Annotated in this window: 15 protein-coding genes; 6 read left to right on the top strand and 9 right to left on the bottom strand. The window is 74.5% G+C overall.

The genetic code is table 11. The features are described from left to right. Positions 1 to 165: 165 nt before the first annotated feature. Entirely contained in the window at positions 166 to 1,176 is a 1,011-nt protein-coding gene (locus P2H44_RS24835; RefSeq protein WP_275768122.1) for a LacI family DNA-binding transcriptional regulator, read from the top strand. A 21-nt stretch (positions 1,177 to 1,197) separates the two neighbouring features. On the opposite strand, the gene P2H44_RS24830 is transcribed toward P2H44_RS24835, so the two are convergent. Together P2H44_RS24830 and P2H44_RS24825 are read right to left on the bottom strand one after the other, a co-directional pair. Beyond that, complete coding sequence (locus tag P2H44_RS24830; protein WP_275768120.1) at positions 1,198 to 1,362, bottom strand: hypothetical protein; 165 nt, start codon at positions 1,360 to 1,362, stop codon at positions 1,198 to 1,200. 593 nt (positions 1,363 to 1,955) lie between these two features. After that, complete coding sequence (locus P2H44_RS24825; RefSeq protein WP_275768118.1) at positions 1,956 to 4,256, bottom strand: adenosylcobalamin-dependent ribonucleoside-diphosphate reductase; 2,301 nt, start codon at positions 4,254 to 4,256, stop codon at positions 1,956 to 1,958. 258 nt (positions 4,257 to 4,514) lie between these two features. Between P2H44_RS24825 and P2H44_RS24820 the strand changes: the two genes are divergently transcribed. Then, positions 4,515 to 5,105: a thymidine kinase gene (locus P2H44_RS24820; protein WP_275768115.1), complete on the top strand. Its 591-nt coding sequence runs from the start codon at positions 4,515 to 4,517 to the stop codon at positions 5,103 to 5,105. Between the two features lie 22 nt (positions 5,106 to 5,127). On the opposite strand, the gene P2H44_RS24815 is transcribed toward P2H44_RS24820, so the two are convergent. After that, complete coding sequence (locus P2H44_RS24815; protein ID WP_275768134.1) at positions 5,128 to 7,260, bottom strand: BTAD domain-containing putative transcriptional regulator; 2,133 nt, start codon at positions 7,258 to 7,260, stop codon at positions 5,128 to 5,130. Positions 7,261 to 7,286: 26 nt separating this feature from the next. Further along, positions 7,287 to 8,579, bottom strand: coding sequence for a YcaO-like family protein (locus P2H44_RS24810; RefSeq protein ID WP_275768113.1), 1,293 nt, complete (start codon positions 8,577 to 8,579; stop codon positions 7,287 to 7,289). Between the two features lie 139 nt (positions 8,580 to 8,718). Here P2H44_RS24810 and P2H44_RS24805 point away from each other — a divergent pair, with 139 nt between their 5' ends. The 4 genes from P2H44_RS24805 to P2H44_RS24790 all read left to right on the top strand — a co-directional run bounded on the left by P2H44_RS24805 (position 8,719) and on the right by P2H44_RS24790 (position 12,922). Continuing rightward, a complete protein-coding gene (locus P2H44_RS24805) occupies positions 8,719 to 10,377 on the top strand; it encodes a GMC family oxidoreductase (protein ID WP_275768111.1) in 1,659 nt (552 codons plus the stop codon). 212 nt (positions 10,378 to 10,589) lie between these two features. Beyond that, positions 10,590 to 11,432 carry a transporter gene (locus P2H44_RS24800; RefSeq protein WP_275768109.1) on the top strand — a complete coding sequence of 281 codons (843 nt, stop codon included), beginning with the start codon at positions 10,590 to 10,592 and terminating at the stop codon, positions 11,430 to 11,432. 112 nt (positions 11,433 to 11,544) lie between these two features. Next, entirely contained in the window at positions 11,545 to 12,120 is a 576-nt protein-coding gene (locus tag P2H44_RS24795; protein ID WP_275768107.1) for an RNA polymerase sigma factor, read from the top strand. Continuing rightward, entirely contained in the window at positions 12,104 to 12,922 is an 819-nt protein-coding gene (locus tag P2H44_RS24790; RefSeq protein ID WP_275768105.1) for an anti-sigma factor, read from the top strand. Before P2H44_RS24795 ends, P2H44_RS24790 begins: the two co-directional genes overlap by 17 nt. 449 nt (positions 12,923 to 13,371) lie before the next feature. Here the strand turns inward: P2H44_RS24790 and P2H44_RS24785 are convergent, their stop codons facing one another. The 5 genes from P2H44_RS24785 to greA form a co-directional block, all read right to left on the bottom strand. Continuing rightward, a complete protein-coding gene (locus P2H44_RS24785) occupies positions 13,372 to 14,250 on the bottom strand; it encodes an NAD(P)-dependent oxidoreductase (protein ID WP_275768103.1) in 879 nt (292 codons plus the stop codon). Further along, positions 14,250 to 16,415 carry an acetate--CoA ligase family protein gene (locus tag P2H44_RS24780; protein ID WP_275768101.1) on the bottom strand — a complete coding sequence of 722 codons (2,166 nt, stop codon included), beginning with the start codon at positions 16,413 to 16,415 and terminating at the stop codon, positions 14,250 to 14,252. The genes P2H44_RS24785 and P2H44_RS24780 overlap by 1 nt, the downstream gene beginning before the upstream one ends. A gap of 273 nt (positions 16,416 to 16,688) precedes the next feature. Continuing rightward, entirely contained in the window at positions 16,689 to 17,711 is a 1,023-nt protein-coding gene (locus tag P2H44_RS24775) for a DUF6635 family protein (protein ID WP_275768099.1), read from the bottom strand. A 114-nt stretch (positions 17,712 to 17,825) separates the two neighbouring features. Continuing rightward, positions 17,826 to 19,133 (bottom strand): hypothetical protein, encoded by a 1,308-nt coding sequence (locus P2H44_RS24770; protein WP_275768097.1) that lies wholly within the window; start codon positions 19,131 to 19,133, stop codon positions 17,826 to 17,828. 129 nt (positions 19,134 to 19,262) lie between these two features. Then, a complete protein-coding gene (gene greA, locus P2H44_RS24765; RefSeq protein WP_275768095.1) occupies positions 19,263 to 19,733 on the bottom strand; it encodes a transcription elongation factor GreA in 471 nt (156 codons plus the stop codon). Positions 19,734 to 19,737: the final 4 nt, after the last annotated feature.

Here is a 19,737-nt window from a genome sequence, read left to right as displayed (position 1 = left end):
TCCCTGCGCAGCGGCGTCGTTCGGTGCGGCGCTGCCGAAGCGCCGTCGCGTGAACCGGCGCTGCAATCGTTTGCACAGGACGATGCTTGATTCTGCAAACGATTGCAACGCCTGTGTCGTCAGGGCATTCTGCCCCCGGAACCAAGGGGGAGCGCGACGCCGCGGATGGACAGGAAGCCGGCCACGATCCAGGACGTCGCGCGGGAGGCGGGCGTTTCGACCGCCACCGTCAGCCGCACGCTGTCGAAACCCTCGGTGGTGGCCAAGCCCACGCGGCAGGCGGTGCTGCGGGCGGTGCAGGCGACGGGCTACCAGGTGAACCCTCTGGCCCGGAACCTGCGCCAGGGGCGCACCGGCAGCGTCATCGCGCTGACGCCGAACCTGGCGAACCCGTTCTTCAGCCAGATCCTCGCCGGGATGTCCGAGGTGCTCAGCGCCCGCGGCTACGGCCTGCTGATCGCCGACACCCAGATGGGCCCCGACCCGGACGAGCGCCTGCGCCGCTACCTGGCCGCCGGCGTCGCCGACGGGCTGATCCTGTTCGACGGGGCGCTCTCGCCCGCCGCGCTGGACGTGCCGGGGCGCCCGCCGGTGGTCGCGGCCTGCGAATGGCTGAAGGTGGACCTGCCCTCGATCCGGGTCGACAACGCCCACGGGGCGGAGCTGGCGGTGGCGCACCTGGCGGGCCTCGGCCACCGGCGCATCGGCCATGTCACCGGGCCGCGGAAGAACGTGCTGGCGCGGACGCGCCTCGGCGGCTGGCGCGACGCCATCGCCCGCCGCGGGCTCGAGGCGCCCGACGCCTGGATCTTCGAGGGCGACTTCTCCATGGACAGCGGCGCGGCGGCGGCCCGCCGCTGGCTGGCTGCGCCGGACCGCCCCACGGCGCTGTTCTTCGCCAGCGACGAGATGGCGGTCGGCTTCCTGGGCGAGGCGCGCCGCGCCGGGATCCGGGCGCCGCGCGACGTCTCGGTGGTGGGCTTCGACAACATCGAGGTCGCCGCCCACCTGGACCCGCCCCTGACCACGATTCGCCAGCCCCGAACCCTGATCGGCCAGCGGGCGGCCGAGCTGCTGCTGGACCTCATCGCCGGCGGCGACGGCGGCTCGGTCGAGGGCCTGGTCGAGGTCGACCTGATCCTGCGCGAAAGCACCGCCCCGCCGGCGTCCGAGTGACGGACGCGGCGGCCCGGGCCGTCAGCCCGGACCGAGGTCGGCGTTTCGTCCGACGAACCGCACCCCGGCGATTTCCTTCGGCGTGCAGAGCTCCGGCTCCAGCTTCGACGGCGGCGGCGGCCGCCGCGCGATCGCGTGAACGAGGTCGGCCAGGTCATGGAGCGCGGAAGCGTGGTCCCTGTCCAAGGTCGTTCCTGTTTGCAATCACAGGATAGCCGTCACGTGATGCCCGTCCGCCGCGGCGACCAGGGTCGCTCCGGAATAGGAGACCGCGACGACGGCGGCGCTCACGGCGCAGGCGGGCGAACGGGAGGGTTCTCTGGCCGCCGGCAGTCCTCCAACACGTCGGACAGCGGCATTGTCCGCCGCGCCGACCTCTGAGCCAACCAAGCTGCTGCAATCCGCACGAACGTCCGCTTTTGGATCAGCGCTCCGGCGGGCGGTGACGGCGGCTCTGGGCCGCGACCGGACCAGGTCGCGACGGACGGTTTCCGGACCGTGACTTCCCCCGTCGAACTGTCTGAACTTGCCTCGCGCTCTGCGCACGCCAGCAGACGATAGCGGCCCCCGCGCTACGCAGAATGACCTCACGCGGCTCTTGGATCGCTCGCGTCCAGGCGCCTATGTCCCGAAAACCCATCGAGGAACGCTGCGCGGCCTCCCGGCCCCTCCAAGCCCCTCATATCGGCCAATGGCCACGTGTCGGTTGCCGGAATGGTTAAGAAACCCGAGGCAAAGGTCAATTCATGGCGGCCGCTACAGCACCGCCGCCCCGCCCCTCACGCGCATTTCGAATAGCCGCAGCTGAGGCAGGTCATGCAGCCTTCCATCATCTGCATCGCGTACTCCCCGCAGGAGGGGCAGACGGCGCCGGGGGCCTCGCCCACCGCGACGGCGCGGGCCTGGGGGTCGGACTTCAGGCCCAGGCCCTCGCCCTCCAGGAAGCCGGTCTCGACCATGTGGCGCTCGATCACGCCGCCGATGGCGGCGAGGATCGAGGGGACGTAGCGGCCCTCCATCCAGGCGCCGCCGCGGGGATCGAAGACGGCCTTCAGCTCCTCGACCACGAAGCTGACGTCGCCGCCGCGGCGGAACACGGCCGAGATCATCCGCGTCAGGGCCACCGTCCAGGCGTAGTGCTCCATGTTCTTGGAGTTGATGAACACCTCGAACGGCCGCCGGCGCCCGCCCACCACCACGTCGTTGAGCGTGATGTAGATCGCATGCGCCGAGTCCGGCCAGGTGATCTTGTAGGTCCGCCCCTCCAGCGCCTCGGGTCGGTCCAGCGGCTCGTGCATCCAGACCACCTCGCCGTCGTGGGCGGCGGCCGCGGCGACGCCGGGGTTCTCCGAGGCCTCCTCCGGCGCCGCCGCCGCAGGGGCCGGAGTCGTCGCCGTCAGCACCGACCCCGTCACCTGGTTCGGCCGGTAGGTCGTGCAGCCCTTGCAGCCGCTGGTCCAGGCCTCGAGGTAGACGTCCTTGAAGGCGTTGAAAGAAATGTCCTCGGGGACGTTGATGGTCTTGGAGATCGAGCTGTCGACCCACCGCTGCGCCGCCGCCTGCATCCGGACGTGGTCGGCGGGGGCCAGCGACTGGGCGTCGACGAAATGCTCGGGCCAGGGGGCGTCGCCCTTCAGCTCGCGCCACAGGGCGAGGGCCTGGTCGACCACCTCCTCCTCGGTCCGGGTCCCGTCGCGCTGCAGGACCTTGCGGGTGTAGGCGAAGGCGAAGACGGGCTCGATCCCGGACGAGACGTTGCCGGCGTAGAGGCTGATGGTGCCGGTGGGGGCGATGGACGTGAGCAGCGCGTTGCGGATGCCGTGCGCGCGCACCGCCGCGACCACGTCCTCGCCCAGCGCCTGGAGGGAAGGCGAGGCGCAGAACTTCTCGGCGTCGAAGAGGGGGAAGGCCCCCTTCTCCTTCGCCAGCTCGACCGAGGCGAAATAGGCCGCCCGCGCCAGCGCCTTCATCCAGGCGCCGGTCTGCGCCACCGCCTCCTCCGAGCCATAGCGCAGGCCGGTCATCAGCAGCGCGTCGGCGAGGCCGGTGACGCCCAGGCCGATCCGCCGCTTGGCCTGCGCCTCGGCCGCCTGCTGGGGCAGCGGGAAGCGCGAGGCGTCGACCACGTCGTCCATCATCCGCACGGCGGTGGCGACCAACTCGGCCAGTTCGGCCTCGTCGATATGGGCGTCGGCCTCGAACGGCCGGCGCACCAGGCGCGCGAGGTTGATCGAGCCCAGCAGGCAGGCGCCGTAGGGCGGCAGCGGCTGCTCCCCGCAGGGGTTGGTGGCCGAGATCGTCTCGGCGTAGGCGAGGTTGTTCAGCCGGTTGATGCGGTCGATGAAGATCACGCCCGGCTCGGCGTAGTCGTAGGTGGCGCGCATGATCCGGTCCCACAGCTCGCGGGCGCGGACGATGCGGAAGGTCTCTCCGGCGAAGACCAGGGGCCAGTCGGCGTCGGCGGCCACCGCCTCCATGAACGCGTCGGTGATCAGGACCGAGAGGTTGAAGTTGCGCAGGCGCGCGGGGTCCTTCTTGGCCTCGACGAAGTCCTCGACGTCGGGGTGGTCGCAGCGCAGCGTCGCCATCATCGCGCCGCGCCGCGCGCCGGCGGACATGATCGTGCGGCACATGGCGTCCCAGACGTCCATGAAGCTGATCGGGCCGGAGGCGTCGGCCCCCACCCCCGCGACCGAAGCGCCCTTGGGCCGGATGGTCGAGAAGTCGTAGCCGATCCCGCCCCCCTGCTGCATGGTCAGGGCGGCCTCCTTCAGCGCGTCGAAGATGCCGCCCAGGTCGTCGGGGATCGTGCCCATCACGAAGCAGTTGAAGAGGGTGACCGAGCGGCCGGTGCCCGCGCCCGCCAGGATCCGGCCGGCGGGCAGGAAGCGGAAGTCGCGCAGCGCCGCCTCGAAGCGGGGCGTCCAGGCCTCGGGGTCGGCCTCCTGGGCGGCGAGCGCGCGGGCGACGCGCGACCAGGTCGCCTCGACGTCGGCGTCGATCGGCGCGCCCTCGGGGGTCTTGAAGCGGTACTTCATGTCCCAGATCTGCTCGGCGATGGGGGCGTCGAAACCGGACATGCTGGGCCTCCGCGCTCAGGTCTCCACCATATTTGGGGGAGGGAGGAGGGTAATGCCACCCCGCCCCCACGGCAAGCGCGGGGCCGGCGCGGACAGGGTTTCGCGGTTCTTTCCGGCGCGGTTCCGGACGCCGCCGCCGGCCCCGGGCGCCCCGCGAGGGGGACGGCCGGGCGGGGCGATGCGGGCGCGCAGCGACCGCGAGGGCCGCCCGCGCCGGCCCCTTGCCGCCGCGCCGCCTCCGGCCGATAAGAGCCGTCGATGGCCAAGCTCTACTTCAACTACTCGACCATGAACGCGGGCAAGTCGACGCTGCTGCTGCAGGCGTCGCACAATTACCGCGAGCGGGGGATGCGCACCCTGCTGCTGACCGCGCGCCTGGACCAGAGGGCGGGCGCGGGGCGGATCGGCTCGCGCATCGGCATCGGCTCGGACGCCGAGACCTACGAACCCGGCGACGACCTCTTCGCCCGCATCCGCGCGCGGCTGGCGGAGGGCCCCATCGCCTGCGTGCTGGTCGACGAGGCGCAGTTCCTCGAACCCGCGCAGGTCCGGCAGCTCGCCTGGGCCGCCGACGACCTGGGCGTGCCGGTGATGGCCTACGGGCTGCGGGTGGACTTCCGGGGCGAGCTGTTCCCCGGATCGGCCGCCCTGCTCGCGCTCGCCGACAGCCTGCGCGAGGTGCGCACGATCTGCCATTGCGGGCGCAAGGCGACGATGGTGGCGCGCATCGGCCCGGACGGGCGCGCGGTCACCGAGGGCGCGCAGGTCGAGATCGGCGGCAACGACCGCTACGTCTCGCTGTGCCGCCGCCACTGGCGCGAGGCGGTGGGCGAGGGCCCCGCGGACTGAGGCCGGGCCGCCCGGCCGCCCCTTACGGGCCGATGTCGCGCATCGGCAGCTTCGCCACCGGCAGGCCGGACATCCGCAGGCCGTCGCGCAGCTTCTTCCACTCGTGGTCCTGCCGCCAGGGGAACACCTGCAGCACCCAGCGCGCCATGTTGCGCGGCGTGGCGGGCACGTCGCCCCACCAGCGCTCGTCCAGCACCGCCAGCAGCTTGCGCGCCTCGGCCTTCGCCTCGGACGTGCGGCCCAGGTGCGCCAGCGCCGCCGCGCGCCAGCCGCCGTTGTTGGGATGGGTGTCGCCCGCGATCCGCGCGGCCTCCAGCGCCCCCTCGTAGTCGCCCGCGAAGAAGCGGATCGAGGCGTGGTAGCCCCAGCGCGTGTGGTTGGGCAGCGGGGTCGCGGCCAGCGCCTGCCCGGCCAGCCGCATCGCCTCCTCGTGGCGCCCGGCCACCGCCCAGGCCTGCGCGACCGAGGTCATCGTCCACGGGTCGTGGCCGTTGAGCTGCAGCGCCAGGTCGAAGTTCATCAGCGCATGTTCCCAGCGCTGGTTGTAGGCCAGCGCCCAGCCCAGCGCGAGCTGCGCCCGGCTGTCGAGCGGATCGAGCGAGGTCGCCTTCTGCGCCAACTCCAGCGTCCGCGCATGCAGCGCCTCGGAGCGGTACACCCCTGGGCGCGAGATATGCGAGGTGTTGCCCAGCTGCACGCGCGAGGAATAGGCCGGCGCGAATTCGGGCGCGAGGTCGGTGACCTCGGTCAGCAGGCGGTCGGCCTCGTCCCAGCTCGCGGCGTTGAACTGCAGGATCAGGCTCTGCCCGCGCAGCCACATGTCGTGCAGCGAGGCGGTGATCTCGGGCAGGTGCGCGGTGCGCCGCAGGCGGTCGGCCGAGAGGTTCACGTTCAGCGCGATGGTGGCGTTGCGCAGCAGCTCCTCCTGCCGCGTGGTCCAGGTCTCGTAGGACAGGTCGAAGGCCTGCGACCAGACGAACACGCCGGTGTCGAGGTCGCGGATGGTCAGCGCCACGCGCAGCCCGTCGTCGCGCGTCCGCTCGGCCGTGGCCCGCACGCCGAAGCGGCTGCGGGCGGGGGCGTCGGGGTCGGCGCAGTTGGCGATGGGCGCGTCGCTCTCGGCCACCTGCCACTCGCGGAACCGCACCAGCGAGCCGATCAGCGAATGCCGGAACCCGTCCAGCATCATCCGCGCGTCCGGGTCGTCGCCGCGCAGCTCGAAGCCGCCCACCACCAGCAGCGGCGGCAGCCGCGGCGGGGCGCGGCGCAGCGGCGCGCGCCGCGCCTCGGCCGCGGGAATGCGCGCGATCCCGGCCTCCGAGGCGTGCTCGGCGAAGCCCGTCGCCGCGCCGGGCCCGGCCAGGATCCGCGCGCCCGGGCCCCGGGTCTCGCCCGGACCGGGCAGGTCGCCGCTCTTGATCCGGGCGACGAGCTCGCGGGTCGGCGCGGCCGGCTCGATGTCGTGGTCGTCGCCCAGCACCGTCCACAGGGTGTTGTAGACGGTCAGCGCCCCCGCCACGTCGCCGCCGCGGGCCAGGTTCTCCATCAGCCGGCGGGCGGCGACCTCGTGGGTGGGGTCGAGCCGCAGGAGCGCGCGCGACACCTCCCGCTCGGGCCGCCCGTCGGGCTCGGCGCGGTCGAGCGCGTCCAGCAGCCCCCGCTGGATCTGGTCGCGCAGCGTCACGCGCCGCACCGACAGCCAGCCGGCGAAGGAAGGGTCCACGTCCTCGCATCCCGCCATCAGGGTCGAGGGCAGATCCTCGGTCGACAGCAGCAGCGGGTGGATGCGGTCGGGGCCGAGCTGCGACAGCACGTCGGCCACGTCGCCGCGGAACCGGTCGGGATCCAGCGTGACGTGGGAGCGGTCGGTCTCGAACCCTTCGAAATCGAGGTCGCCGGTGATCCGGCGAAGCGCGGTGACCACCTGACGCAGGGAGCCGCGGGCGTGCTTCTCGTCCGACTCGGACCACAGCAGCCCCACCAGCCGCTCGCGCGATTCCGAGCTCGTCTCGCTCAGCGCGAGGTAGCCCAGCATGCACAGCAGCTTGCGGTTCACCACCCGGAGCGAGCGGCCGTCGTAGAGCAGGGCGGGCGCCCCCAGCATCCGGATCGTCAGTCGCGCCGACTCCACGGCCGCCGGCGGATGAAGCAACACGTTCAAGGCGTTGGACCCCCCTTTGATCACCATAGCGACGGCCCCTGCGGACGCGGAATTCCCCCGGCGGCGGACGCGGCGCTGGCTGCGGCCGCGCGAAGCCGCGACGTCTCCAGCGGCGACGGATCGGGCTGGAGGGTCGGCGCCATCGCCCAGACCACATGCAATCCCGGCCTGGGGCGAGTAAGCGTCACGCAGAGCACATGATGGTCGGCCGCAGCCAGTTCATCAACTACTCGTTGCAAATTTTGTTCATCTTTCGCGCCCTGAGATCCGCTTCCGTCGCCGTCCCCGGCGGGCGCGGCGTGCCGGCGCGGCCGCCCCCGCGGCGCGAGGCGCGGGTCCGAGGCGGGGTCGAGCGCGGCGCGCGCCAGCAGGGAGAGGTCGCCCTCGGTCGCGACGCCGTCTCCGTGATGCTCGAGCCGCTCGGCCAGCAGGGCCAGCGCCAGCTCCCCCTGGATCGCCTCGCGCGCGGCCGACAGGATCGCGTCGGCCATGACCGGGCGGGCGGCGACGCCGACGGTCAGGGCGGGGCTCTCGGCCTCGGGGTCGGCGTCGGCGGCGAAGGCGGCGGCGACGGGGATCCCGAGGTCGGTGGTCAGGTCCGCGAACCACATGGCGCGCCCCGTCTCCTCGCCGCGCCAGGAAGCGACCCGGGCGAAGGCGGCGCCCAGCGCGGGGTCGGTCGGATCGAACGCCCGCGGGGCCGCGCCGCCGCGCCACCACAGGGCGGCGGCGTCCCGCTCCACCAGCTCCAGCACCGCGTTCAGGCGGGCCTCCGTCTCGGTCCGGCCCGCGGCGCAGCCCAGGCCCAGGCGCACCGGCGGCTCGGGGATCTCGCGCCCCAGCCGGGCGGCGAGGCCGGGCCGGCGCAGGCAGCGGTCGGCCGACACCGCGACCTCGGCGCGATCATGCAGGCGCAGCGCGCGCACGTGATCCGCGGTGGGCGGCGTCCAGTCGAGCCCGCTGTCCACCACCTCCAGCCCGTGCCCCTCGGGCAGCAGGTCGCCCGGACGCTCGAACTGGGAGAGGAACTCTGAGGCCTCGCCCAGGCAGGCGGCGAAGGCGGCGGCCTGGGTCTCGGCCCCGCCGGCGTGGCTGCCCGAGATCGCGGGATCCACCCCCTCGACCAGCTTCGCGGGGGTCGAGCGGGCGCCCACGAACACCAGCCCCGGCGCGGTGGCGAGCGGGAAGCGCATCACCCAGTCCATGTCCTCGGCCGCCCGGCGCAGGCGCAGGGCGGGATCGTCCGGGGCCGCGGCGCCGGCCCCGTCGCCGGGCGCCGCGCCCGTCGCGGAGGTCGACGGAACCGGGGGCATGCAAGACTCCTTATCCAATGGGCTCGAGCATGGGTTGCATCGTGCGATTTCGCAACGTCTTGAAGCGCGACGCTCCCGCGACCAGTATGCGCGGCGCGCGACGCCCCCCACGATCCGCGCGCCTAGAGGGAGAACCGGGATGACCTCCGCAGCCGCCTCCGCCGCCGAGCTCGTGGGCGAGTTCGATTACGTGATCGTGGGCGCCGGCACCGCCGGCTGCGTGCTCGCCAACCGGCTGTCGCAGGACGCCTCGAAACGGGTCCTGCTGCTTGAGGCCGGGGGCAAGGACGACTGGATCTGGTTCAAGGTCCCGGTCGGCTACCTCTACTGCATGGGCGATCCGCGCGCCGACTGGGGCTTCAAGACCGAGGCCGAGCCGGGGCTCAACGGCCGCTCGCTGGGCTATCCGCGCGGACGGGTGCTGGGGGGCTGCTCGTCGATCAACGGCATGCTGTACCTGCGCGGGCAGTCGGCGGACTACGACCACTGGCGCCAGCTCGGCAATCCCGGCTGGGGCTGGGACGACGTGCTGCCCTACTTCAAGAAATCCGAGGATCACGGCCCCGGCGCGGACGACATGCACGGCGTCGGCGGGGAGTGGCGGGTCGAGGTCCAGCGCCTGAAATGGCAGGTGCTCGAGGCGTTCAAGGCCGCGGCCGTCGCCGCCGGCCTGCCCGAGACCGACGACTTCAACCGCGGCGACAACGAGGGCGTGGGCTACTTCAAGGTCAACCAGAAGGGCGGCTGGCGCTGGAGCGCGGCGACCGGCTTCCTCAAGCCCGCCATGAAGCGCCCCAACCTGACCGTGATGACCCATGCCCAGGCCGAGCGGCTGGTCTTCGACGGCGCCCGCTGCGCCGGCATCGACTTCCGCCACGGGACCGGGACCGACGCGGTCCTGAAGCGCGCCGCGGCGCGGGGCGAGGTGATCCTCGCCTCCGGCGCCATCGGCAGCCCCCACCTCCTGCAGCTCTCGGGCGTGGGTCCGGGCGACCTGCTGCAGGAGCACGGGATCGAGACGCGGGTCGAGGCGCCGGGCGTGGGCGCGAACCTGCAGGATCACCTCCAGATCCGCTGCGCCTACAAGGTCACCGGCGTGCCGACGCTGAACACGATGTCCGCCACCCTTCTGGGCAAGGCGAAGATCGCGATGGAATACGCGCTCAAGCGCTCGGGGCCGATGTCGATGGCGCCCAGCCAGCTCGCGGCCTTCGCCCGCTCCGGCCCCGACGTGGCGACGGCGGACCTCGAGTATCACGTGCAGCCCCTGACGCTGGAGGCCTTCGGCCAGCCGCTGCACCCGTTCGACGCCTTCACCGCCTCGGTCTGCCACCTGCGCCCCGAGAGCCGCGGCACCGTGCGCCTGAAGTCCCCCGACCCGCGCGCCCATCCCGCCATCGCGCCCAACTACCTGTCGACCGAGGGCGACCGCCGCGTCGCCGCCGCCGCGATCCGGCTGACCCGCTCGATCGTGGCGCAGGCGCCGCTGGCGAAGTACCGGCCCGAGGAGTTCAAGCCCGGCCCCCAGTACCAGACCGACGCCGAGCTGGCCGAGGCCGCGGGCCACGTCGCCTCGACCATCTTCCACCCCGTCGGCACCTGCCGGATGGGCCCGGACGCGGCCTCGGTGGTGGACCCCGAGCTGCGGGTGCGCGGCGTCGAGGGGCTGCGGGTGGTCGACGCCTCGATCATGCCCACGATCACCTCGGGCAACACCAACTCGCCCACGGTGATGATCGCCGAGAAGGCCGCCGACATGATCAAGGCCGCGGCCCGCGCCGGCGCCCGCGCCGCCTGAGCCGCGGCGCGCCCCGGCCTGCCGGGCGCGCGCCCCGGCCCCGAGCCGGGGCCTCGCCGCCACGCGCCGGGCCTCGGCCGTCCCTCCCGATTGACCGGGCCACCCCCTCTGCCCGCCCGGGACGCGTCGGCTCCCGTTGCGCGGGACCCGGGTTCCGATGCACTCTCGCGGGAGGGGCGCCCCGGCCCCGACGAGTCTCCGGAGCCTGCGCCATGTCCTCCGCCTTCCGCCGCCAGCCCCCCGCCTCCCGCCGTTCCCGCCGCCGCGTCGCGGCGCGGCCGGCCGGGGCGCTCGCCGCCCTCGCGCTCGCCGGCCCCGCCGCCGCGCAGCAGAGCGCCGAGGAGCTCGCCAAGCAGCTCGCCAACCCGGTCGCGAGCCTGATCTCCGTCCCCTTCCAGTTCAACTGGGACGGCGGCTACGGCCCGCAGGACGGCTGGAAGGCCTTCGTCAACATCCAGCCCGTCGTGCCCATGGACCTCGGCGAGGACTGGAACCTGATCTCGCGCACCATCCTGCCCGTGGCCTGGCAGGACGACGTCGTCCCCGGCTCGGAGCAGTTCGGCCTGGGCGACGTGGTGCAGAGCCTGTTCGTCTCGCCCAAGTCCACCGCCTCGGGGCTGATCTGGGGCGTGGGCCCTGTCGCCCTGATCCCCACCGCGACCGACGACGCGCTGGGGTCGGGCAAGTTCGGCCTGGGGCCCACCGGCGTGGTCCTCAAGCAGTTCGGGCCCTGGACCGTCGGGGCGCTCGCCAACCACATCTGGTCGTTCGCCGGCGAAGGGTCGCGCAACGACGTGAACGCCAGCTTCGTGCAGCCCTTCGTCAACTACACCTGGCCCAGCGCCACCTCGGCCTTCCTCAACACCGAGGCGACCTACGACTGGACCTCCGAGCAATGGGCCGTGCCGATCAACGCGGGCGTCAACCAGCTGGTCTCCATCGGCGACCAGAAGGTGCAGTTCGGCCTGGGCGCGCGCTGGTGGGCCGAGAGCCCCCGCGGCGGGCCCGAGGGCTTCGGCGTGCGCTTCAACGTGATCCTGCTGTTCCCGCGCTGAGCGTAGCTCCGGCGCCGCCCTCGGGCCGCGCCGGATCGTTCCCGCCCGCAACGGGTTGACCTTCGCAGCCGCTCCGTCACCTTTGCCGGGCGGAGAGAGATGGCGATCGGGGATGCGCGTGCCGGACATCGAGACCATGGACCTCGCGGGGCTGCTCGCCGCGACGGCCGAGGGCGACAAGCCCGCCTTCGCCGAGCTTTATCGGCGGACCTCGGCGAAACTCTACGGCGTGATCCTGCGTATCTGCAGGCGACCCGACCTCGCGGCCGAGCTGCTCCAGGAGAGCTACCTCAAGATCTGGACCCATGCCGGCCGCTTCGATCCCGGCCGCGCCTCGCCCATCGCCTGGATGGCCGCGATCGCGCGCAACCGGACCATCGACGCGATCCGGCTCCAGGCCGAGCGCGTCTCGGCCGCCTCGGACCAGATCGACCCCCCGGACGGATCGGGGGAGGGTCCCGGGCTCGCCGCCGCGGCGGGGCTGGACCAGACCGAGTCCCTGGCGCTGCGCGAGTGCCTGGAGGGGCTGAAGACGGACGACCGGCGCATGGTGCTGCTGGGCTATCTCTACGGGTTGAGCCGGGAGGAGCTGGGCGAGCGTTTCGCGATGCCGGTCAACACGGTGAAGACGCGCCTGCGCCGGGCCTTGTCGGCGCTGAAAGGATGCCTCGATGGCGAACCCGCCTGACGAGAACATGACCGCCGCCCCCTGGGAGGACGCCGACGCGGCCGAGTACGTGCTGGGCACGCTCGACGCCGCCGAGCGGCGCGCGGCCGGGGCGCGCATGGGCTCCGATCCGGCGTTCGCCCAGGCGGTGCGCGCCTGGGAGGGACGGCTGTCGCCGCTGGCCGGGATCGCCGCCGACGCCCGCCCCGCCATCCCCCCCGCCTGGGTCTGGCCCGCCATCGAGGCGCGCCTGCCCGGCGCCGCCCCTTCGGCTTCGGCGGCGCCGTCCGCCGCCCCCGCCGTCGCGCCCAGGCGCGAGGCCGAGATTATCGACCTGCGCGCGCGCCTTCGCTACTGGCGCGGCACGGCCGCGGTGGCGACGGTCGCGGCCGCTGCGATGCTGGCGCTGCTGATCGTGCCGCCCGGCGTCGTGCCCTTCGATCCGCGCTCCGCCCCCGGCCCGGTGGCCGAGGGGCCGCCGGCCGAGGCCGGGACCTGGGTGGCGGTGCTCCAGCCCGGCGGCGACGCGCCCGCCTACGTGGCCGAGGTGAACCTCGCCGCCGGCACGCTCAGCCTGCGGCCGCTGCGCCCCACGCCCCCGCCCGCCGGCCGGGTCTACGAGATGTGGGCCGTGGGCGGCGACCGGGCGCAGCCCGTCTCGCTGGGCCTGCTGGGCCAGGGCGGGGAGGTGCCGCTCGACGCGCTGGGCGGCCCGGTCGCGGGCGCGGTGCTGGCGGTCTCGGTCGAGCCCGAGGGCGGCTCCCCCACCGGCCAGCCGACCGGCGACGTGGTGTTCACCGGCGAGCTGATCCGCGCCGACTGAGGCCGAACGATCCCCTGACGCGACCCGATGCGGGCGAGTTGACAGCTGTCAACTCGCCCGTTTCGCATCTGGACGGGTCGGGACGGAGGGGCGCGAGGGAAAAGACGGCGGCCGCCTCCGTCTCGGGACGCGGACGGGCCGGAGGGCCCGCCGCGACGAAGGCGACCGCCGTCGGCGACGGGGCTCCCCAGCAGCCCGCCGCCATGCGAACGGGGGCCCGCGTCCCACAACGCAGACCCCCGCCGGGCGCGCGCAGAGGGTGGGTCGCGCGCGCCATCGAGGCCGCGCGAGGCGGACGTCGGGCGCAGACCCGACGCGCGCCGTGGCGGTCTCATGACGACAGATACGCAGGGAACGGGAAAAGGTTTGACGCCCGGCGGAATCTTTTCAGGATCCGCCGGACGAGGCCCCCGCGGGGGCTCGAGGGATGGCGATCGACCCGCCCGCGGTCAGCGCCGGCGGACGGTCCGGGCCAGCACCGGGAAGTATTCCGCCCCGAAGCCCGCGGCCTTGGCGGCCTGCATCCGGGCCTCGGCCAGCTCCGCCCCCTCGGCGACGACGCCGGTCTGGCGGGCGAGGTCGAGGGCGTAGGAGACGTCCTTCAGCGCATAGTCCGTCGGAAAGGCCCCCAGCGGGAACGTGTCGGGGATCATCGCCTTCATGCCGTGGTTGCGCAGCGCGAAGCTGTCGGCCGAGCCCTTGGAGAGCGTGTCGAAGAGAAGCGCGCGGTCCACGCCCGCCCCCTCGCCCAGCGCCAGCGCCTCGCTCAGCGCCACCACCGTCTCGAACAGCACCATGTTGTTGAGGATCTTGACCACCTGCCCGCAGCCGATGCCGCCGCAGAGCGTCACGTCGGAGGCGGCGCAGCGCAGCAGCGGCTCGATCTCGGCGAAGAGGTCCGGCTCGGCGCCGACCATGATCGAGAGCGTGCCCTCGATCGCCGCCTGCCGGGTGCGCGCGACGGGCGCGTCGGCCATGCGGGCGCCCTTCGCCGCGACCTTCTCCGCCAGCTCCCGCGTCAGGCCGACGGGGGCGGTGGAGGTGTCGACCAGGATCTGCCCCTCGCGCAGCGTCTCCAGCACCCCGCCGGGGCCGGCGACCACCGCCTCGACCTGCGGGCCGCCGGGCAGCGACAGGAAGATCACGTCGGCGGCCGCGACCACCTCGGCGATCGAGCCCGCCGCGGCCGCGCCGTCGCCGACCAGCCGGGCGACGGGGTCGGGGGAGAGGTCGAAGACCACCCCCCTCCAGCCGCTTTTCGTAAGGATGTTGCGGCAGATGGGCTCGCCCATCACGCCCAGGCCGATGAAGCCGAAGGTCCTGGTCATCAGCTCGCCTTCCGGTCCGGGTCCGCGGCCGCCGCGGGAATGATCAGGGCGTCCACCGCCACGATGTCGTCGCCCCGGCAGATCAGCGGGTTGACGTCGAGCTCCTCCAGCGCCGGGCCCGCGTCGGCCGCGAACTCGGAGACGCGGGCGACGATCTCGGCGAGCTTGCCGCGGTCCACCGCCGGCAGGTCGCGGAACCCGTCGAGGATCGCCGCGCCGCGCAGCCGCGCGAGCATCGCCGAAGCCTCGCGCGGGGTGACGGGGGCGGGGGCGGCGACCGAGTCCTTCATCAGCTCGACCAGCACGCCGCCCAGCCCCACCACCACCAGCGGCCCGAAGGCCGGGTCGCGGCGGGCGCCGACCACGATCTCGACCCCCTTCGGCGCCATGCGCTGCACCAGCACGCCGTCGATCCGGGCGTCGGGCGCATGGGCCTTCACGCGCGCCATCATCGCGTCGAACTCGGCCGCGACCGCCTCCGCCGAGCCGAGGCCGAGCGCGATGCCCCCGGCCTCGGTCTTGTGGGCGATGTCGGGGCTGTCGATCTTCATCACCACCGGGAAGCCCAGCGAGGACGCGAGCCGACCGGCCTCCTCGGCCGTGGCGGCGGCCTTCTCCTCGATCACCGGGACGCCGTAGCCCGCGAGGATCGCCTTCGCCTCCCGCTCGGTCACCGCGCCGCCGGCGGCGGCGGCGATGCGCGGGCCCAGCCCCGACGAGGGTTCGGTCAGGCGCGGCTTCTCGATCGGTTCGGGCGTGCGGGCGTGCCATTTCCACCAGCTCGACAGCGCCTCCATGCTGTGGCGCACGTTGTGGAAGACGACCACGGCCTCCGACGCCTCCGCCTCCAGCAGGCCATGACCTTCGAGGGCGGAGCTCATCCACGGAACGATCACCGGCTTGCCGGCCTTCTTCGCGAGCTCCCCCATCAGCTGGATGCGGGGGATCGAGGTGGCGATGGCGATCGGATGCGGCACCACGAGGGAGCCGTAGTCGTCCTGGTCCAGCACCGCCTCGAGGCAGTCGATCAGGCTCTGGCGGTCCGAGACGACCTGCGCGGTCACGTCCACCGGGTTGGCGGCGGAGCCGAACTCGGGGATGCGGGCCTTGAGCACCTTCTCGACCTCGGCCGAGGGCGGGGGCAGCGGCACGCCCGCATCCTCGCAGGCGTCGGTCAGGAACACGCCGGCGCCGCCGGAGGTGCACACGATGCAGGTCCCCTCGGCCTTGGGCGCCGGGGCCTTGGCGAAGAGGCGCGCGGTCTCGACCAGCGCCTCCAGCTCCTCGACGAAGACGCCGCCCGCGCGCTCGACCATCGAGCGGTAGGCGTCGTGCGCCCCGGCGAGCGAGCCGGTGTGGGAGGCGGCGGCGGCGGCCCCCTTCTCGCCGCGGGCCATCTTGCACACCACCGTCGCCTTGCCGGCGGCGGCGGCCTGCTTGATCGCGGCCTCGAAGCGGTCGGGGGCGGGGGCGCCCTCGAGGATCACGGCGATGGCCTTGGCCTCGGGATCCTCGGCCATGAAGGCCACGCAGTCGGCGACGTCGACGTCGGACGAGTTCCCGCAGGCCAGCGCGTGGGAGAAGAACTGCCCCCGCCGCATCCCCTGGGTCAGCGAGAAGCCCAGCGCGCCGGACTGGGCGACGACGCCCACGCAGCGCTGGGCGGGCTCGGCGTCGAAGCCCTGCTCGAAGTCGAGGGGCGGGTGGAAGGTGACCGCGCCGCCGTTGGAATAGTTGATGAAGCCCAGCGCGTTGGGCCCGATCAGGGGCATGCCGGCGCGATGCGCGAGGAGCGCGTTCTCCCGCTCCAGCGCCTTGCCCTTCTCGCCCATCTCGCCGAAGCCCGAGGCGAAGACGAGCACGCCGCCGGCGCCGATGTCGGCGCATTCCTCCAGCACGCCGCGCACCGCGTCGCGCGGGGTGACGAGGACCACGCAGTCGGGCACGCCGGGCAGATCGCGCACCGACGGATAGCAGGGCGCGCCGTAGAGCTCCTCGTAGCGGGGGTTCACCGTCCACACCTCTCCCGCGAAGCGGTGCAGGTTGCGGTGGGTCAGCATGCCGAAGCTGCCCTCGCGGGTGGAGGCGCCGACGATGGCGACGGATTTCGGAGCCAGCAGGCGCTGCAGCTCCGAAGCCTTGTAGAGACGGCCGCCGGCGCTCATGCGCGGGCCCGCGCGGGGTGGAGATGGGTCATGGGGTCCTCCCGGAACCGCGCCGGATGCGCGGGGGTCGTCGCGCTCCGGGCTTTCGTTGTCGAGTCAGGGGGCGCGGGGCCTCACCTGCCGCCCGGCAGGATGTTGCGGGATCGCCCGGGACGCAAGGCGCCTGTCGGGCGACCTCCACGTCAGGCGCCGGCCGGCGGGCCGCGCGAGGCCCCGGGTCGCGCCCGGGGCGCGGCGCCTTCGCCTGGAGACGCGCGCCGGGCGGCGGCCGGGTCAGGCGCGGATGTGGCGCACCACGCCCAGGCCCATGTCCACGAGGTCGAGGACGCGGGCCGCGTAGTGCTCGCGCGCGGCGAAGCCGGCGCCCTCGCCTTTGAGGAACTCCTCCTCCAGCGCGTCCACGAGGCGGGCGAGGCGGCGCTGGTGCACGCCCAGCTTGACCTGCACCGGGTCGGCGATCACCCCGGCGAAGGCCGCGGCGACCGCGCCCGCCGCGGCCATGCCCGCGGTCGCGCCCGCCACCAGCGCCGGGGAGGCCGCGGTCGGGAAGACCCCGTACCACAGCGACCCCGCGGTGGCGCCCAGAGGAAAGGCCGAGACCGCCGCCTGCTGGGCGAGCGCGCCTGCGAGCGCGGGGCCCAGCGAGATCGCGCCCGGGGTCAGCTGCTGGAAGGCCGCCGCCCCCGCGCCCATGGTCGCGATGCCCGTCGTGATCTCGGCCGCGGCCGAGCGGACGCCGGCGTATTCGGCGAGCGTGTCGGAGGCGCGCAGGCGCGCGGCGGCTTCGGGCCCGCGGAGGCGGGCCAGCGCCTCGAGCCGGGGGGAGGCGAGGATCGCCTCGGCCAGCGCGTCGCGGCCGGGCTCGGGGGCGCCGGGCTCGGTCCAGGGCAGCTCCAGCAGGTCGACGACCACGCGCCGCTCGACCTCGCGCGCGACCTGGGTGCGCAGGATCAGCCGGCGGCGGGAGAGCCAGTCCCCCGCCCCGCGCGCGCCGGCCTTGCGGGCGGCGGCGGCGCCGAGGCGCACCAGCACGGCGGCGGGGGCGAGCGCGAGGTTCGCCGGCGCGCGGGCGAGGTCCCAGCCCACCGCGTGGCGGTGCAGGCCCAGCGTGCCGCGCAGGCCGAAGGTGCGGGCGACGAAATCGTCGATGCGCGCGCGACGCTCGGCGAAATAGCTCCGCGCGGCCTCGGCCACCAGGGCGCGGGCCTCGGCCTCGGTCACCGCGTCGCGCGCCTCGGCCCGCGGATCGGGGGACGCGGGCGTCGGAAGGGGGGCGGGGTCGTCCTGGGGGGGCATCGCCGGCTCCGCTCGTCGCCCCCGGCGGAAGGGTCCCGGGGGCGGCCTTTCATGTAGCGCAGGGAGGCGGGGGCGGAAGCGGCGCCGGGCGGGTCCGGCGCGGCTTTTCGCGCGTCAGTCGAAGGTTCCGACGGCCTGGGCGACCAGCATGAAGGCCCGCCCGGTGCGGCTGTCGGCGAGCTCCAGCAGCCGCCCGGCGCCGCGGGGCTCGGCCGCCGCCCGGCGCAGCACGCCGTCGAAGCGGCGCATCAGGTGCATGGCGGTGTCGCGGAAGACGGGGTCGGCCTTCATCATCCGGCGCACGGCGTCCACCGCCTCGGGGCTGTCGACGCCCCCGACGGAGGCGAGCGCCGGCCCCCGCTCGCCCTGCGCGAAGCGGGTCCACAGGGCCGGGGGCGCGAGGCGGACCGCGAGGTCCTCCATGTAGACCCCGTGCTGGGCGAGGATCGTCAGCGCGTCCTCGGCGGCCTGCAGCAGCTCGGCGATGGGCCGGTCGCGGGCGCCGGCGGCCAGGGCGGCCCAGCCGGCGTCGTCGCGCTCGTCCTTGGGGAAGTCGAGCGCCAGCGCCACCTGCGCCCAGTCCCGCGCGGCCTCGCCCTCTCCCCCGCCGGCCGCGGCGTCGGCGGCGAGCGGCAGGGAGCCCTGCGGATCCTCCGCCGCGGCCGGCGCCGGCGAGGCGGGGATCGCGGCGGGCGCGCGCGCCGGCGGCGGGGCGGGCGGATCGAGCGGCAGGGCGGGCTCCGCGTCCGCGCGCGCGGGCGCCAGCGGGACTGGCGCGGGGACGGGTGCAGGCGCCGCAGGCCGGGCGGGCGCGGGGGGCGTCGGCGCAGGGGCCGACGGGGACGGCGCGGGGCCGATGGCGGCCAGCGTCTCGGTCAGCCGTCGCTGGGTCTCGGCGAGCTCGGCCATGCGTCGGGCGATGGCCGAGCGCTCCCCGTCCAGCGCGTCGCGCGCGGCATGGGCGACGGCGTGGGTCAGGTCCTCGCGCGTCAGCCCTTCGGAGGCGGCGGGCCGGGGCGCGGCGGCGCGGGCGGCGGCCGCGCGGGCCGTGGCGCGCGCCAGCGCCTCCAGCCGCCGCTCCGCCTCCGCCCCCCGGCGGGCGAGCCCGGCCCAGAGCAGCGTGACGGCGACGGGCGCGGTGACGGCGAGCGCGGCGGCCGCGGCCTCGGCCGGGGCGACCGGGCCCCAGGGGGGCGTCAGGCGGGTGAGGAAGTAAGCGAGGCCGGCCTCGGCCCCCAGCCACAGCGCCGCGGCGCCCAGGGCCTTGCCCAGCGGCAGGCGCGCCGGGCCGCGGGCGCCGGCCAGCGCCTCATCGGCCGCGGCGGCGGCGCGGGAGGCGGCGTCGAGATCGGGCGCGTGGGAAGAGGGCGCGGGCGACGCGCCTGCGGAGAGATCGTCTCGGGACCGGCCGTCGGCGGCCATGCGCGGATCCTCCGCGGCTTCGGGGGCGGCGGGAGGCGACGGCGCCTCCCGCGGGGCGCCCGGCGCGCGAGGGCGCGCGGGCGCGGCCCGGTCCGGCGGACGCCCCGAGGGGGCGCCCCGGACGCGGGCTCAGACGAAGGCGACCTTGAGGACCTCGTAGGCCTTGCCGCCGCCGGGGGTCATCACCTCGACGGAGTCGCCCTCCTCCTTGCCGATCAGGGCGCGGGCGAGGGGCGACTTCAGGTTCAGCAGGCCCTTGGCGATGTCCGCCTCGGTCTCGCCGACGATCTGGTAGGTCTTCTCCTCCTCCGTGTCCTCGTCGACGAGGGTCACGGTGGCGCCGAACTTGATCGCGCCCGAGAGCTTGGAGGGGTCGATGACGTCCGCGCGGGAGATCAGGCCCTCGATCTCCTGGATCCGGCCCTCGATGAACGACTGGCGTTCGCGGGCCGAGTGGTATTCGGCGTTCTCGGACAGGTCGCCATGCTCGCGCGCCTCGGCGATCGCCCGGATCACGGCCGGGCGCTCCTGGCTCTTGAGCGTCTTCAGTTCGGCGTCCAGCGCGGCGAAGCCGCGGGCCGTCATGGGCACCTTGTCCATGCCT

Origin of the sequence: Albimonas marina (genome assembly GCF_029223255.1) — a bacterium.
GTDB lineage: Bacteria > Pseudomonadota > Alphaproteobacteria > Rhodobacterales > Rhodobacteraceae > Albimonas.
The sequence above is the reverse complement of the archived record's forward strand: the minus strand, read 5'-3'. Positions and strand labels throughout refer to the sequence as shown.

Coding starts and splice junctions, on each gene's coding strand:
- P2H44_RS24835 (WP_275768122.1), top strand. CDS start 166: ATGGACAGGAAGCCGGCCACGATCCAGGACGTCGCGCGGGAGGCGGGC.
- P2H44_RS24825 (WP_275768118.1), bottom strand. CDS start 4,256: ATGTCCGGTTTCGACGCCCCCATCGCCGAGCAGATCTGGGACATGAAG.
- P2H44_RS24820 (WP_275768115.1), top strand. CDS start 4,515: ATGGCCAAGCTCTACTTCAACTACTCGACCATGAACGCGGGCAAGTCG.
- P2H44_RS24810 (WP_275768113.1), bottom strand. CDS start 8,579: ATGCCCCCGGTTCCGTCGACCTCCGCGACGGGCGCGGCGCCCGGCGAC.
- P2H44_RS24805 (WP_275768111.1), top strand. CDS start 8,719: ATGACCTCCGCAGCCGCCTCCGCCGCCGAGCTCGTGGGCGAGTTCGAT.
- P2H44_RS24800 (WP_275768109.1), top strand. CDS start 10,590: ATGTCCTCCGCCTTCCGCCGCCAGCCCCCCGCCTCCCGCCGTTCCCGC.
- P2H44_RS24795 (WP_275768107.1), top strand. CDS start 11,545: ATGCGCGTGCCGGACATCGAGACCATGGACCTCGCGGGGCTGCTCGCC.
- P2H44_RS24790 (WP_275768105.1), top strand. CDS start 12,104: ATGGCGAACCCGCCTGACGAGAACATGACCGCCGCCCCCTGGGAGGAC.
- P2H44_RS24785 (WP_275768103.1), bottom strand. CDS start 14,250: ATGACCAGGACCTTCGGCTTCATCGGCCTGGGCGTGATGGGCGAGCCC.
- P2H44_RS24780 (WP_275768101.1), bottom strand. CDS start 16,415: ATGAGCGCCGGCGGCCGTCTCTACAAGGCTTCGGAGCTGCAGCGCCTG.
- P2H44_RS24775 (WP_275768099.1), bottom strand. CDS start 17,711: ATGCCCCCCCAGGACGACCCCGCCCCCCTTCCGACGCCCGCGTCCCCC.
- P2H44_RS24770 (WP_275768097.1), bottom strand. CDS start 19,133: ATGGCCGCCGACGGCCGGTCCCGAGACGATCTCTCCGCAGGCGCGTCG.
- greA (WP_275768095.1), bottom strand. CDS start 19,733: ATGGACAAGGTGCCCATGACGGCCCGCGGCTTCGCCGCGCTGGACGCC.